This is a genomic window from Marinomonas ostreistagni, from assembly GCF_016461785.1.
Classification (GTDB): domain Bacteria; phylum Pseudomonadota; class Gammaproteobacteria; order Pseudomonadales; family Marinomonadaceae; genus Marinomonas; species Marinomonas ostreistagni_A.
In genome coordinates, this window is sequence record NZ_JAEMUH010000001.1 from 34809 (window position 1) to 50220 (window position 15412).

The 15412-nt window shown below is 45.8% G+C and carries 13 protein-coding genes; 12 read left to right on the forward strand and 1 reads right to left on the reverse strand.

Features of this window, described 5'->3' with window-relative positions; all coding sequences use genetic code 11:
* Nucleotides 1–135: 135 nt before the first annotated feature.
* Both lodA and lodB read left to right on the forward strand, forming a co-directional pair.
* Nucleotides 136–2169: a CTQ-dependent lysine 6-oxidase LodA gene (gene lodA, locus JHD44_RS00150; RefSeq protein ID WP_199459892.1), complete on the forward strand. Its 2034-nt coding sequence runs from the start codon at nt 136–138 to the stop codon at nt 2167–2169.
* Nucleotides 2170–2171: 2 nt separating this feature from the next.
* Nucleotides 2172–3299, forward strand: coding sequence for a lysine-epsilon-oxidase maturase LodB (gene lodB / locus JHD44_RS00155; protein WP_199459894.1), 1128 nt, complete (start codon nt 2172–2174; stop codon nt 3297–3299).
* Nucleotides 3300–3375: 76 nt separating this feature from the next.
* Here the strand turns inward: lodB and JHD44_RS00160 are convergent, their stop codons facing one another.
* On the reverse strand, nt 3376–3822 hold the full coding sequence (locus tag JHD44_RS00160) for a cytochrome c5 family protein (RefSeq protein WP_325097016.1): 447 nt from the start codon (nt 3820–3822) through the stop codon (nt 3376–3378).
* Between the two features lie 292 nt (nt 3823–4114).
* Between JHD44_RS00160 and JHD44_RS00165 the strand changes: the two genes are divergently transcribed.
* The 10 genes from JHD44_RS00165 to JHD44_RS00210 all read left to right on the forward strand — a co-directional run bounded on the left by JHD44_RS00165 (nt 4115) and on the right by JHD44_RS00210 (nt 15310).
* A complete protein-coding gene (locus tag JHD44_RS00165) occupies nt 4115–5206 on the forward strand; it encodes a TRAP transporter substrate-binding protein (RefSeq protein ID WP_199459896.1) in 1092 nt (363 codons plus the stop codon).
* Between the two features lie 70 nt (nt 5207–5276).
* Nucleotides 5277–5816: a TRAP transporter small permease subunit gene (locus JHD44_RS00170; protein WP_199459898.1), complete on the forward strand. Its 540-nt coding sequence runs from the start codon at nt 5277–5279 to the stop codon at nt 5814–5816.
* 19 nt (nt 5817–5835) lie between these two features.
* Complete coding sequence (locus JHD44_RS00175) at nt 5836–7125, forward strand: TRAP transporter large permease (protein ID WP_199459900.1); 1290 nt, start codon at nt 5836–5838, stop codon at nt 7123–7125.
* A gap of 147 nt (nt 7126–7272) precedes the next feature.
* Entirely contained in the window at nt 7273–8652 is a 1380-nt protein-coding gene (locus JHD44_RS00180) for a cache domain-containing protein (protein ID WP_199459902.1), read from the forward strand.
* Nucleotides 8639–9286, forward strand: a complete 648-nt coding sequence (locus JHD44_RS00185) for a response regulator transcription factor (RefSeq protein WP_199459904.1) — start codon at nt 8639–8641, stop codon at nt 9284–9286. The genes JHD44_RS00180 and JHD44_RS00185 overlap by 14 nt, the downstream gene beginning before the upstream one ends.
* Nucleotides 9287–9686: 400 nt before the next feature.
* The gene (locus tag JHD44_RS00190) at nt 9687–11285 is read left to right on the forward strand and encodes an ABC transporter substrate-binding protein (protein WP_133562326.1); all 1599 of its coding nucleotides are present in this window, start codon (nt 9687–9689) and stop codon (nt 11283–11285) included.
* A gap of 138 nt (nt 11286–11423) precedes the next feature.
* Complete coding sequence (locus JHD44_RS00195) at nt 11424–12434, forward strand: ABC transporter permease subunit (protein ID WP_199459906.1); 1011 nt, start codon at nt 11424–11426, stop codon at nt 12432–12434.
* A gap of 9 nt (nt 12435–12443) precedes the next feature.
* Nucleotides 12444–13334 (forward strand): dipeptide ABC transporter permease DppC, encoded by an 891-nt coding sequence (dppC, locus tag JHD44_RS00200; RefSeq protein WP_199459908.1) that lies wholly within the window; start codon nt 12444–12446, stop codon nt 13332–13334.
* Between the two features lie 9 nt (nt 13335–13343).
* The gene (gene dppD / locus JHD44_RS00205) at nt 13344–14312 is read left to right on the forward strand and encodes a dipeptide ABC transporter ATP-binding protein (RefSeq protein WP_199459910.1); all 969 of its coding nucleotides are present in this window, start codon (nt 13344–13346) and stop codon (nt 14310–14312) included.
* Nucleotides 14309–15310, forward strand: a complete 1002-nt coding sequence (locus tag JHD44_RS00210) for a peptide ABC transporter ATP-binding protein (protein WP_325097017.1) — start codon at nt 14309–14311, stop codon at nt 15308–15310. The genes dppD and JHD44_RS00210 overlap by 4 nt, the downstream gene beginning before the upstream one ends.
* Nucleotides 15311–15412 lie beyond the last annotated feature (102 nt).

The window sequence follows — 15412 nt, forward strand, 5'->3', positions numbered from 1 at the left end:
ATTTATTTTTCAGCCGGCCTGTTAATTTTAACATTGCTTTCTATACTTCATTTCAAGCCATAAATGACTTTTATCTATTAATGGGTCAGGGATGAGCTTATGGACATTAATCACTATAATGGAAATGGAGTAAGTATGAAGCTGGCATTACATCCTTCTGTAGGTGTGGGACGTTTAGGTAACAGCCCACAATCATTTTACCTTTCACCTACCACTATTGGTGGTCTTCCTTGGGACTCTGATCAATATGGTAATCAGCTCGGCCCAGTGAGCCAATTTAAAGATGAGACAGGACAGGTAAAACGCCAAGGACAACCATTTAAAATTTTTCAAGAAGATGGCACTGAACTGACGTTAGAGTCTCCAAATGTTGCTTCTATTGAATGGACGGTTCATCTGGCTAACAAAAAAGCGGCATGGTATCAGTACAGTGAGCTGGAAGGGAACTTGCTATACGGCCCTGATAATAGCTATGAGAACCGAGGTGTTGAGTTTCGCAATGCTAGTTCCACAGATCGCCGTAGTCTTATTGTTGACCCCGGCCCAAGAACGATCTCCGGTGCGCAGCAGCAATTGGTGATAGACAAGAACACGGTTCCTGAAGGTTATCCTGCTACTTTTCCACCAGATGAAGTCGAATATGGTGTACCTGTGACGACATTGGGTGAACTTATGACGGATAACCAAGGTCGTTTGGTGGTATTGGGGGGCTTTGGACATGCTGGCGGTAGTGAACCTCTGACCAGCTATGGTGGCTCAGATACTTGGCATGATGATATTGCTGATGGTCCTGTTTATTGTGAAGTGACCTTTAATGACGGTACGCCTTCGCAAACACTACAAGCATGGATCATTATTGGCTCTCCAGATTTTGCACCTGAAATTGTCAATATTTCTACTTTAAGCGATACCATGCTTGATGTAGGCGTTCGCGCATTTAACTTAATACCTGAGCTGTATACGGATGGTGTTTTTCAGAGTGATTATCGAGTGAATTATCAGCGCGATATCCTTCCGATTATAGAGCGTTTTAAAGGTTATCAATGGGTTGCGAACGTTCAATCTATGTCTGCGTTTGCCAGCAATGATTTTGATTACAGCGATAACAGTGATGAGAATCGCGGCAATAGAGAGCAATACTTCTCCTATTTTCGTGAGCCAAATGATAAATCAAATCCTACACCTGATCAGTCGCAGCAGTATTTATTTCAAGAGAATGCTCAAAGTGGTTTGTTCCCAATGATGCCGCTTAACTCAGGTAGTAACTCGGTGAGTAATACCAATATTGTTAAGTTTTTAGCATTAAATGACACGCAGCATTTCATGTTGTCTCAATGGGCAAAAGGTATGTTTGATGATAATGAAAACTACACCCCTTACCCTATCGCACAGTCGGATCAAGCCAGTGTTGGCAACTGTGTTGGCCTGCCAATGTGTCCGGGCATTGAAGTGACTTGGAGTCTCCAGAATCCCGCTATTTACGAATCATCTTATGTTATCAAAGATCAAAAAGGCAAAGACGGTTATAACGCAACGGGATTAGATCCATCACGGGATGAATGTGAAGGTGGTGGTTGTCAGCCGGGAGATCTTACTAAGCGGATGGCCTGCCCATGGCAAGCAGATTTCTTCCAATGTACGGTGCAATACATCAACTTCACCAATCCTTCGGTTAACAAGGTGGATGGAGCGCCTTTGCCGCCGACGTATTATTCTTATTGGTGGCCGCCACAAAGCCCTTGGGATGTGCTAACTGGAGAGCTTTCCGCTGAGGGACAAAAAGCAGGTAACTTGCCTGCTGGACAACAGATGAACTATGCCCGAGGTATTAATAACTTTGTGCAGATGGTTGAGTATTGGTGGTCTTTAGCCTTTATTCGTAATGTTAATACGGGCAATGCTAAGTACCCTTACTTTACTGAAACCGAACGGAATACTGAAATTTTTGGTTTTAAGGAAGTGGGGGTTGGGGCGATCAGTGGCAACCCTGATGATAATGAAACCACTATCCCAGTGTTTTATGTTGAAGGTGATACATCTTCTATGAAAGCAAAGAGTGCTAAAGGTGCGGCGCTGGCATCGGTACTTGAGAAAAAAGCCTTTAAGAAAATTTCGGTGGCTTCGGGTGGCTTAGGTGCACCACGTTCAGGAACAAGGATGAGACGATAATAATGACATCTGCCACTGTTCATGAAACAGAGGTTTTAGTGGTTGGCGCAGGTCCATCGGGCTGCGCCACTGCTTTGAGCCTATTGAATTATTCAGGATTACAAGAAGGCGCTGTTTTTGTTGTTGAGCAAAGTGATTTAGGGCGCGTTCGTGTTGGTGAGCAGGTATCACCTACATTATTTAAATTTCTAGATTACCTGAAGCTCAGTAATGAGGAGTTTATCCGGGAAACATGCCGTCCAAGCTTTAACGGTGTGTCATATTGGGGGAGTACTTCAGCGAATACACGAGAAAGTGTGTTTACCGCAGACGATACGACTTATCAACTGGATCGAGAAGAGTTTGACCTTGCTCTGATTAAGAAGGTATCGGATCTTGGCGGTGTGGTATTACCAAGAACACGAGTAAAGTCAGTAATACGAACAGATGACCAGCGTTGGTCTGTTGAGTTGCACCATCCAGAGCAGGGAATATTTCATGTTTTGGCCGATTATTTAGTAGATGCCACGGGGCGGAACGCTAGTATAGCTCGTCAGTTAGGTATTGAGTTAGAAAAAAAGGATAACCTCGTGGGAGTGGGATGTTTCCTATCTGCTCCAGAAGAACCAGGAGAACCTTTTGGTCACGTGTTGGAATCTTGTGAATTCGGATGGTGGTATTGTGCTCATTTGCCCAACAATCAAATGGTCGTCAGTCTATTTGCTGATGCGGGACTCGTTTCAAGTGAACACTTAGGGAAAATTCAACCTTGGTTGAGTTATCTTGCTGATACTTCTCATCTAAAGCGCTATGTCTCTGGGGCGAAAGTGTGCTCTGAAAAACCGTGGGTAAGAAATGCCGGCTCTCAGAGGTTACTTGGGCATTGGCCTGATAACTTTATCGCGGTTGGAGAAGCGGCATGCGCCTTTGACCCGATATCGTCAATGGGAATCGGCTTTGCTATCTCATCTGGATGTCAAGCAGCTATCGCTATTATGGCTCAACAGAAAGTGCCGACGACTGGAGCTATCGAGTTATATCGGAGTGATCTAGAGCGTATATTCTCTGAATATCTGGAAACTTGCCGCACCATCTATAGCAAGGAGAAACGTTGGGAAGATTCTGAGTTTTGGTTGAATAGAGCTTCGTAGCATAATTTTCGTATAACACAGACATAAAAAATGGAGACCTCGGTCTCCATTTTTTATGTCTGTTTAAAGAGGCGAATTACTTGCTGTTCTCAGTCATGTACTCAATCGCACCTTGGATCTCTTCGTCGCTACATGTTGTACATGTGCCGCGCGGAGGCATCGCATTGAGTCCGTTGATGGCATTGCTCATTAGTGAGTCGAAGCCTTTTGCTACACGTGGTGCCCATGCTCCCGCGTCGCCAAACTTTGGCGCGCCAGCAACACCAACAGAATGGCATGCCGTACAGAACTGATTGTATATTGCTTCACCTGAGCGAGGGCCATCACTGCTAGCAACGGCAGCAGCAGCGACTTCACACTCTTCACCAGCAATACACACGTTGCCAACAGGTGCAATGCGTGCAGTGATTTCTTCAGGGCTTTGGCCGATAGCGTTGACGGTTGAGCTCATTATGGTGGTGAGGCCGACCATACCAATTAGAGCGAAAAGTTTGCGATGGAAAATTTTGATCAGCGAACTCACTATGTTTTTCCTCGATCCAAATTAGTCTTGTTGAAATGTTAAGTGGCCGCAGTATACCCAGTCCCGCTGAGCGCAGAAAACAAATTAGCATGAAATTTGGACAAACACCGCTCTATGTCAAAAAAATAGACTTTTGCTAATGTGTCTACGTATTAATACTGAGTTTTGATTAAGTAATATTACGTAGGGTTTTCGGTAATCTTACGAATAGAGTCATTGGCTGTTTTTCCGCCATTATGGGGGCAGTGCTTCGGCATGTGCCATAAAAATAACCATAGGCAGGATAAAAATAATGACATTGCAAAAACTATCTAAACTTGTTGCCGTGGCAACACTCACTGTTTCTACCTTCGCTGCATCCTATTCAGTGGCTGCAGATGGCAAAGTGTACCGTCTTAAAATGGCGGAGACTTGGAACGCGAATTTTCCTATCTTTGGCGATGCGCCACGTGAAATGGCAAGACTGGCAGAAGAAATGTCAGACGGTCGCTTAAAAATCACCATCGACTCTGCAAACAAACACAAAGCGCCTTTTGGTGTGTTTGATATGGTGCGCTCGGGTCAATACGACCTAGGGCATTCTGCGTCATATTACTGGAAAGGCAAAGTACCGAATACGTTGTACTTCACAACGATGCCATTTGGTATGACAACACCGGAGCAATACGGCTGGTTCTACTACGGCGGTGGTCAAGCATTATCGGACAAAGTGTACAGCCAATTTGGCCTACGTTCTTTCCCAGGCGGTAATACTGGCAACCAAATGGGCGGTTGGTTCCAGAAAGAGATCAACTCAGTAGAGGACCTACAAGGTCTGAAAATGCGTATTCCTGGCTTCGCGGGTGAAGTGATGGCAAAACTGGGCGCTAGCCCAACAAACATTCCTTCAGGTGAATTATTTACGGCACTTGAGCGTCGTACAATTGATGCCTTGGAGTGGGTGGGACCTTCACTAGACCTACGTATGGGCTTCCACAAAATTGCACCTTACTACTACACAGGCTGGCATGAGCCTGCAACAGAGCTGCAATTCCTTGTAAATGAACGTTCTTTCAAGCGTTTACCAGCAGATCTACAAACGATCTTGAAAAGTGCTATGAAGCTATCGGCTTACGATATGTACATTCAGTCTTACCACGAAAGTGCAGAAAACTGGGCAACGATGAAGAAAGAGTTCCCAAATATCGAAGTCAAATCCTTCCCTGAAGACGTGATGAAAGCAATGTACAAAGCCAACGAAGAATTGCTAGCGGAAAAAGCAGCGGCTGATCCATTGGCGAAAGAGATCTTAGATTCTCAAGCTGAGTACATGGCCAAAGCGCGTGTTTGGACCAATATCTCGGATCGTGCTTACCTAGACAGCTTAGATAATCTAGCTGACTAACCTCTTAAAAGGCAGGACGACTCTATGTCCTGCCTTTTTTGATGAATTTGTTTTTCCTGGGGCTTTCTTTATGTTTCTGGTTTCTCTTGAAAAGACGCTTGGACGTTACTCTCTTTGGTTGGGTAAGCTGTCTGCCCTGCTACTGATTTTGTTGCTGTGCAATGTGTTCTATAACGTGTTGATGCGTTACGCCTTCAATACTGTTTCGATTGGTATGCAAGAGCTTGAGTGGCACTTGTATTCCGCTATTTTCCTACTCGGTATTCCATTCGGTTTGCAAACTGGTGGCCATGTTCGTGTGGATTTGATCTACGAGCGCTTGAGTGTGCGCGGCAAAGCATGGATTGATTTGGCCGGTTCTATCCTCTTTTTGATTCCTTTTACGTTGCTTGTGGGCTGGTACGGTGTGGACTTTGCCAAAGAGGCTTATATGTTGGGTGAAACCAGTGGTGACCCAGGCGGTTTACCTGCTCGTTGGATAATTAAATCAGCGATCCCAGTAGCGTTTTTCTCTATGGCGATTGGTGGTTTAGGAATGATCTTGCGCTCAATCAATGCTATTCGAGGCGTTTCTAACGAGGGGTTCGATCACGAACCTATTCAACACTAGCCGCTCAATAGGTGTTTATATGATTGGTATTATTATGTTTTTCGTGGCGCTGGTGATGCTTTTATTTGGCTTCCCAGTGGCATTTACCTTTGGCGGGGTGGCGCTGATTTTCGGTGTGTTTGCTGAAGGTTGGGATATGTTCGCTTTCATGCCGTTCCGTATCCAAAGTTATATGGAAAATACGGTGATGATGGCCGTGCCTTTGTTTATTTTCATGGGCATTGTGTTACAGAAAACTCGATTGGCTGAACAACTACTTGAGGCCATGGGTAAGCTATTTGGCAGTGTCCGTGGTGGTCTGGCTATTTCTACCATTTTGGTAGGCTCATTGCTGGCAGCCTCCACTGGTGTTGTTGGCGCGAGTGTGGTGGCAATGGGATTGATCTCTTTGCCGGTCATGATGAAATATCATTACAGTAAGTCTTTGGCCTGCGGCACCATCTGTGCGTCAGGTACTTTAGGACAAATCATTCCTCCATCTATTATCTTGATCATATTGGGGGACGTACTAGGTATTCCGGTTGGTGATTTGTTCCAAGCAGCATTGGGCCCAGGCGTAGTTTTGATCGGGTGTTATATTTTATACATCGTGGTAATCACATGGCTTAAGCCTGAATTGGCGCCGGCGATCCCATACGATGAGTCTCTTGGAACACGCTCAGAGCAGATTCGTGATGCGCTAAAAGCAATCGTTCCACCTTTGGCGCTTGTATTGATTGTATTGGGGTCGATCTTTTCCGGTATTGCTACCCCAACAGAGTCATCTGCGTTAGGCGGTGTGGGTGCAGTGATTCTGTCTCTGATTTACCGTCAGTTCAGCTGGAAAATGCTGTTTGATAGTGCGTTAGAGACCGTTAAAGTCACGGCCATGGTGTTTGCTATCCTGATGGGTGCGACGGCATTCTCGATGGCGTTTAGCTACACCGGTGGTGATTACATTGTTGAAGAAGTGTTGTTGAATCTACCTGGTGAAAAATGGGGCTTCATCATCTTGGCAATGGTCGCTATTTTGATTTTGGGCTTCTTTATCGATTTCGTTGAGATTGCTTTCATTATCGTGCCGATCTTAGCACCTGTTGCAGAAGCGTTAGGGATCAACATGGTGTGGTTTGCTATTTTGATCGCGATGAACTTACAGACGTCATTCTTAACACCGCCATTTGGGTTCAGTCTCTTCTATTTAAAAGGGGTCGCACCTAGGTCGGTGAAAACGTTCGATATCTATCGCGGTGTGATACCGTTTATCCTGATTCAGATTGCTGTGTTAGTAAGTATATTGGTGCTGCCGGGTTTATATGGCATGGACTAATGGCTAATAGCATTTCATACGGGAAGACGATACATTGACTATAAAAGGGAGGCTTTGCCTCCCTTCAATCTTTCTAGCCATGATGCATTTCTGTGTACCAAGAAAGACATATAACGATCAGGAAAACAACAATAATTAGGTCCTGCTATGACACTTAAAAGCAAAATCATTTTGCTGACAGTGATCCCTTTGCTTTTAGCAACGGCTATCATTACTTATCTCGGGGTGACTCATGCTCAGTCGCTGACTCAGCAAGAGCTAGCCCTCTACGAGCAACGTATGATTGAAACCCGTAAGCAAGCTTTAAAAGACAATGTTGCCATTGCCATGTCGGCCATTCGTCCCATTCTTGAAAATCCTTCTTTAACAACTGAGCAAGCAAAACAGCGTGTGCGTCGTTTATTAACAGGCTTACACTATAATGAAGATGGTTATTTTTTTGCTTACACGTTAGATGGGGTGAATTTAGTTCACCCAACGCAGCCTGATTTTGTCGGACAAAACTTATTAGAGTTTCAAGATAAGGAGGGAGACTTTCTTATTAAGAACTTAATTCAAGCGGCTAAGTCGGGAGGTGGGTTTCATCGCTATATTTGGGAGAAACCACCGCAACTGATTCAAGAAGACAAGCTTAGTTATGTTGTATTAATCGAGCCTTGGGGATGGATGATGGGTACGGGTATCTATCTTGATGATATATATCGGGATCTTGAGGCTGCACAAAATGCGATGAACAAAAACATCTCCAACAGCTTATTTACAGTTTTGTTTGTATTGGGTCTAACAGTTGTTGTGGTTTTGTTGTTGGGATTATTTATTAATTTACGAGAACACCGTCTAGCAGATGTTCGGTTAAAGAAGTTAATTAAGCGTTTCATTCGCTTACAAATCAGCGAGCGCCGCAAATTCTCCAGAGAGCTCCACGATGGTATTAATCAATTACTAGTTTCGAGTAAGTTTCGTATTGAGCTGGTGGCAAATAAACTTCGTAAGGGGATACAACATGACACGATCGAAGCGGATTTGCAGCAGGCTGAACATGTAATTGAACAAACGATCCAGGAAGTACGACAAATCTCTCATAACTTGCGACCGACTTTATTAGATGATTTAGGTTTAGAGGCCGCCTTGATAGGTCTGTTGGAGCAGTTCTCAGAGCGAACACAGATTCATGTCCAATATCAGCTCATGCCAAATCTCGATGAGTTAGCTGAGGAGGTAGAAATTACCCTGTATCGCTTGTCACAAGAGTGTTTAACCAACATCGAAAAGCACTCCAATGCGCAACACGTTTCTTTGAAAATCTGGCTACAAAAAGATGCGTTACACTTTGAATGTAGAGACGATGGCTGTGGTTTTAACCCTCGGGATAAAGTGAATGGAATTGGGGTATTCAATATGCGCGAGCGTTTGGCGCTGATTGAAGGGGAATTTTCTATCCACAGTGAAGCGGAATTAGGCACCACTGTTCGGGCTCTAGTGCCCAGTGAAATAGCTATGTCTGGAGGACAAAATGAGCCGACCTAATATCAAGGTTTTATTAGTAGATGATCATGTGTTGGTGCTGGACGGCTTGGTTGCACGGTTACAGCTTGAGTCTCACATTGAGATTATGGGCACCGCTAAGAATGGTGAGGAAGCGTTGCAAAAAGCGCAGTTATTGGCACCAGATGTCGTACTGATGGATGTGTCTATGCCGGTACTTGGTGGAATCGAAGCGGCTAAGCGCTTTCACGAAGAGTTACCTCAAATAAAAGTGCTGATGCTGAGTATGCATCATGATCGAGAATACATATTACCTCTCGTGCAATCGGGAGCAAGTGGTTACGTGCTCAAAGATGTGTCAGTTAATGAACTCATCATGGCCATCGATACAGTCTTTCAAGGTGGCACGTATTTTAGTGCAGGCGCTTCTCAATCGCTTTTCACCATGCCGGATAAGTCTCTTGATCCTGCACCGGCAGCCAATGAATCTCTCACTCGACGAGAGCTCGATGTGTTGATTGCGTTAACCTCTGGTCACGCGAATAAAGAAGTGGCTAGACGATTGAATATTAGTGTGCGAACAGTGGAAACTCACCGTCAAAACTTAAAGAACAAGCTAGATATCCATACACTGGCGGGACTCACAAAGTATGCAATTGAGCAGGGTTTGATTTAACTATTAAAGCTAGCTGTTTAAAAAATAACATGCCTTTCAAAAATTTAAACGTCTGATTTTTATATAAAAATTTTTCTATTTAAGATCTCTATACGCATTGCGTATAGAGCATATCGTTATTTCGATTGGTTATTCTAAATCGCTTCAGTACTCTTCAAATACGCTGTTTTTGCGAACTTTTTACAGGTTTCGCGAAAACGTGTAGGGGGCCTCAAGGAAGAGGAATAGCCGCCTCACTCAACGACTTGTTGGAGTGAGGCCGCTTTTAACACATCTCAGTTCGTTCTCCGAATTCAACGACATCACAAAAGAACACTTTCATTGGCTTGGCCAAATGCCTGAGCCGATGTCGCGAGTTTTAACAGAACTTGAAAATAATTATGCGAAATGGAGAGTTAAGATGAAAAAACGGTTAGCCGCTTTACCACTTGCGTTGATGGCTGCAGGTGCCATGTCAATGTCTGCACAGGCTGCTTCAACGTTGGTCTACTGTTCAGAAGGTAGCCCAGAAGGCTTTAACCCAGCGTTCTACACATCGGGTACAACATTCGATGCCAGCTCGAAAAACATGTTCAACCGCTTAGTTGAGTTCAAACTAGGAACAACCGAAACAGAAGCCGGTCTAGCAGAAAGCTACGATGTGTCGGCTGACGGTCTTGAATACACTTTCCATTTACGCAAAGGCGTCAAGTTCCATAGCACCAAGGACTTTAAACCAAGCCGTGATTTCAACGCAGACGATGTCATCTTTACCTTTGCTCGTCAGTGGGATAAAAATCACCCTTACCACACTGTTTCAGGTGGCTCATACGAATACTTCAACGGTATGGGCATGCAGGACTTAATCAAAGACATCGTTAAAGTAGATGATTACACGGTTAAGTTTGTTCTGAACCAGCCTGAAGCTCCGTTCGTGGCAAACTTAGCCATGGACTTTGCATCGATTTTTTCCGCAGAACAAGCGGATTACCTAATGAAGAAAGGCACGCCAGAGCAGTTGGATATCAACCCTGTTGGCACAGGTCCATTCCAAAAGGTTCAGTACCAAAAAGACTCTTTGATCCGCTACACAGCGTTTAAAGAATACTGGAAAGGTAAAGCGGACATCGATCGCCTAGTCTTCTCTATCACGCCAGATGCGTCGGTTCGTTACGCTAAGCTAAAAGCAGGTGAGTGTCATGTGATGCCTTATCCAAACCCTGCTGACCTTGAGCAAATGCAAGCAGATAGCGACATCAACTTGATGAGCCAAGAAGGTCTAAACGTCGGTTACTTGGCATTCAATACGGAAAAAGCTCCGTTTACCGATACCAAAGTTCGCCAAGCGCTAAACTACGCAACCAACAAAAACGCCATCATTGATGCGGTATTCCAAGGTGCGGGTAAAGTGGCGAAAAACCCAATTCCACCGACTATGTGGTCTTACAACAATGACGTGAAAGATTACTCGTACGATCCTGTGAAAGCGAAAGAGCTACTCAAAGAAGCAGGCTACGAGAACGGTTTCAAAACGAACATCTGGGCGATGCCAGTTCAGCGTCCTTACAACCCGAATGCTCGCCGTATGGCTGAGATCATCCAAGAAGATTGGAAAAAAGTGGGTGTCGATGCCGAGATCGTTTCTTACGAATGGGGTGAATACCTAAACCGCTCTAAGAAAGGTGAACACGATACCGTATTGCTAGGTTGGACGGGTGATAACGGTGACCCAGATAACTTCATGTATGTTCTTCTTGGCTGTGATGGCGTAGGTGGCTCTAACCGTGCGCAATGGTGTAACGAAGAGTTCAATAACTTGCTGCTGGATGCGAAGAAAACGTCTGTAAAAGCGGAACGTACTAAGTTCTACGAAGAAGCTCAGCAAGTCTTCAAGCGTGAAGCGCCTTGGATTACCGTTGCCCACTCAGTGGTATACGAGCCAATCCGTAAGGAAGTGAAAGGCTACAAAATTGACCCACTAGGTGGTCACTACTTCTACAACGTAAGTCTAGAGAAGTAATCAAAAGCGCGGTGTCGATGAACATCATTGGCGCCGCGAGCACTACAGAGTTAGGCGGTCGTGGAAGCCGCCTACCTCTGCTAAATCAAGTGGGCTAACCGCCAGCTTGGTTCTCCCCATTAAGAGAGCTAGTCATCTATGTTCCAATTTATTTTTCGTCGATTAAGTTTAGTCATTCCGACGTTTATCGGAATCACCTTGCTGACGTTCACGCTTATCCGTTTGATCCCAGGTGACCCGATTGAGGTAATGGCTGGTGAACGCGGTGTCAGTGCAGAGCGTCACGCCGAACTCAGCGCGCAACTTGGCTTTGATCAGCCCTTATATGTGCAATATTTTCACTACGTCACCGGTGTATTACAGGGTGACTTAGGTAATTCACTCGTAACGAAAGAGCCTGTATTAAGCGAGTTCTTAACCTTGTTTCCAGCCACAATCGAGTTGGCATTTTGTGCGGCGATTTTTGCCATTCTGATTGGCTTACCGGCAGGCATGATTGCCGCGGTGAAGCGCGGCACCTTGTTTGATCACTCGGTGATGACCTTTTCTTTGACGGGCTATTCCATGCCGATCTTCTGGTGGGCGTTATTGCTCATGTTGATCTTCTCTGTAAATCTCGGTTGGACGCCAGTATCGGGACGCATCGATGTAGTGTATTGGATCGATGATGTCACGGGCTTTATGTTGATTGATTCGATTCTGTCCGGCGAAGAAGGGGCATTTTCTTCTGCAATAGCGCACCTTATCTTGCCAAGTATTGTTCTAGGCACCATTCCTATGGCGGTGATTGCACGTATGACGCGCTCGTCCATGTTGGAAGTGCTAAGCGAGGATTACATTCGTACAGCGCGTGCTAAAGGTATTGCCCCATGGCGCGTGATTATCATCCATGCGTTACGCAACGCGCTGATTCCCGTGATCACAGTCATTGGCCTGCAGGTGGGTATTTTGCTCTCCGGTGCGATCCTGACGGAAACCGTATTTGCTTGGCCGGGAATTGGTAAATGGTTGATTGAATCCATTGGTCGACGTGATTACCCAGTAGTGCAAGGGGGGATCTTGATCGTGGCCACGATCATCATTGTGGTCAACCTATTGGTAGACATTGCCTACGGCATTGTTAACCCACGTATTCGACACAGCCGTTAAGGAGGCGCTATGACGACTGAAACATTACAAGCGCCAGCACCACGTACACCGTTACAAGAATTCTGGCACTACTTTAAGGGCAACAAAGGCGCGGTCAGCGGTTTGGTGTTCATCATTATCATCTGTTTGATGGCTTTGTTCGCGGATGTGGTTGCCCCTCATTCGCCATCTGATCAAGCTCGTGATGCATTACTACTTCCTCCAGCATGGATGGAAGGGGGCAACTGGGCCTATGTCTTAGGTACTGACGATGTGGGTCGAGACATTCTGTCGCGTATTATCCACGGCGCTCGTTTGTCACTATCCGTTGGTTTGGTCGCGGTAACCGCTTCTTTATTAATGGGGATTTTGCTTGGTCTTGTGGCGGGTTACTGCAAAGGTGTGGTGGATACCATCATCATGCGAGTGGTGGACATCATGCTAGCGATGCCAAGCTTGCTGTTAGCGATTGCGATTGTTGCGATCTTGGGCCCCAGTATTGTTAACGCGGCGTTAGCAATCTCGATTGTCTCACTGCCGCACTATGTACGTTTGACCCGTGCGGCGACTATGGCGGAAATGTCTCGAGATTACGTCACCTCTTCCCGGGTGATTGGCGCAAGTCCGCTACGCTTGATGTTTGTTTGTATTCTGCCTAACTGTGTCGCGCCACTGATCGTACAAGCGACCTTAGGCTTTTCAACTGCCATCTTAGACATGGCAGCGCTGGGCTTCCTTGGCTTAGGTGCACAACCTCCAACCCCTGAATGGGGCAGCATGTTGGCGGACGCATTGCAGTTCGTTCAGCGCGCATGGTGGGTAGTAACCTTCCCAGGTCTGATGATCTTGTTGACCGTATTGGCGTTTAACCTAATGGGTGACGGCTTGCGTGATGCACTGGATCCGAAGTTGAAGCAGTAGGAGCGCAATATGTCATTACTTAAGTTAGAAAATCTATCCGTTACCTTTGGTAATTTCCGCGCTGTGGATCAAATTAGCTACAGCGTCAACGAAGGGGAAGTGTTAGGCATCGTAGGTGAGTCAGGCTCAGGTAAAAGTGTCAGCTCACTGTCGTTAATGGGCTTGATTGATTACCCAGGGAAGGTCAGTGCCGATGAACTGACCTTTATGGATCAGGACCTGTTGTCCATGCCTGAAGCGCAACGTCGCAAAATCACCGGTTCTGATATTGCGATGATCTTCCAAGATCCAATGACCAGTCTAAATCCGTGTTTTACAGTGGGTTATCAGATCATTGAAGCGCTCAAAACCCACCAAGGTGGTACTAAAAAAGAGCTGAAAAATCGCGCCATTGAGTTGTTAACTCTGGTTGGTATCCCTGCGCCTGAAACGCGTTTAAGTGCTTATCCGCATCAACTGTCAGGTGGTATGAGTCAGCGGGTAATGATCGCGATTGCGATCGCTTGTAATCCTAAACTTTTGATTGCCGATGAGCCGACAACGGCCTTGGACGTGACCATTCAAGCTCAGATTATTGATTTGCTGATTGACCTACAAGAACAAAAGCAAATGGGCTTGGTATTGATCACTCACGATTTAGCACTGGTGGCCGAAGTGGCCCATCGGGTGATCGTGATGTATGCCGGTCAAATCGTTGAAAGTGGTCCTGCGAGTGAAGTGTTTAGCGCACCGCAACACCCTTACACACAAGCTTTGCTGGCGTCATTGCCTGAATCCGCAGCTGGTAAAGCACGTTTAGAAGCGCTGCCTGGTGTGGTGCCTGGTCAATACGATCGACCAAAGGGATGTTTGCTAAGTCCCCGTTGTCCTTATGCAACGGATCATTGCCGTAATGTGGAGCCTACTAGCCAAGGGCCGTTAGAACGCCAAGTGAAATGTCATACACCACTGAACGCACAGGGGAGGCCAGCCGCATGAGCCAAGAACTTGTTTTAAACGCCCATAATCTGAAGCAGCACTATGAAGTGAAACAAGGCTTTTTAAAGCCTGATGCGACAGTGAAAGCGGTGGATGGAGTAAGCTTTACCCTTGAGAAAGGCAAAACCTTAGCGGTAGTGGGGGAATCAGGTTGTGGTAAATCGACGCTAGGTCGAATGCTGACCATGATCGAAACGCCGACCGATGGTCAGTTGAACTTCCTTGGTGAGGATTTACTGGCTTTATCGAAAGAGCAGCAAAAAGAGTTGCGCCAGAAAATCCAAATCATTTTCCAAAACCCTTATGGTTCTTTAAACCCTCGTAAGAAAATTGGCTCGATCTTGGAAGAACCGTTGGTAATTAATACCAATCTAAGCAAATCGGAGCGCAAGGCCAAAGCCATGGAAATGATGTCCAAGGTAGGTCTGAAGCCAGAGCACTATGATCGTTATCCGCATATGTTCTCAGGTGGCCAGCGTCAGCGTATCGCCATTGCCCGTGGTTTGATGTTAGATCCTGAAGTGATAGTGGCTGATGAGCCGGTGTCAGCTCTGGATGTGTCAGTGCAAGCGCAGGTTCTTAACCTGATGATGGATCTGCAACAAGAGTTTGGCTTGAGCTATGTGTTTATCTCTCATGATTTATCTGTGGTAGAGCACATCGCCGATGAAGTGATGGTGATGTACCTCGGTAAAGTGGTCGAGCACGGTACTTGTGAGGAAGTCTTCACTAACCCAAAACACCCATATACTCAGGCTCTCCTGTCCAGTACGCCACAGCTATCGAGTGATAAACGCCGTCAGCGTATTAAGCTAAAAGGGGAGCTGCCATCACCACTGAATCCACCAAGTGGTTGTGCTTTCCATGGACGTTGTCAGTATGCAAACGATCGTTGTCGTACGGAAGGGCCGGTACTTCGTACTACCGATGAGGCCCACTTGATTGCTTGTCATGCCGTTGAAGAAAACCGCTTAACGGAGGTTTCTGGCGCGGCATAGTCAAAAGAATGAAGCGAAGTCAGTACTTCGCTTCATTCTTTACTAGGCGAACAACTGTTGATTTTCTATACTGTAGGGTATAACCAAATGGTCAAGCTATTG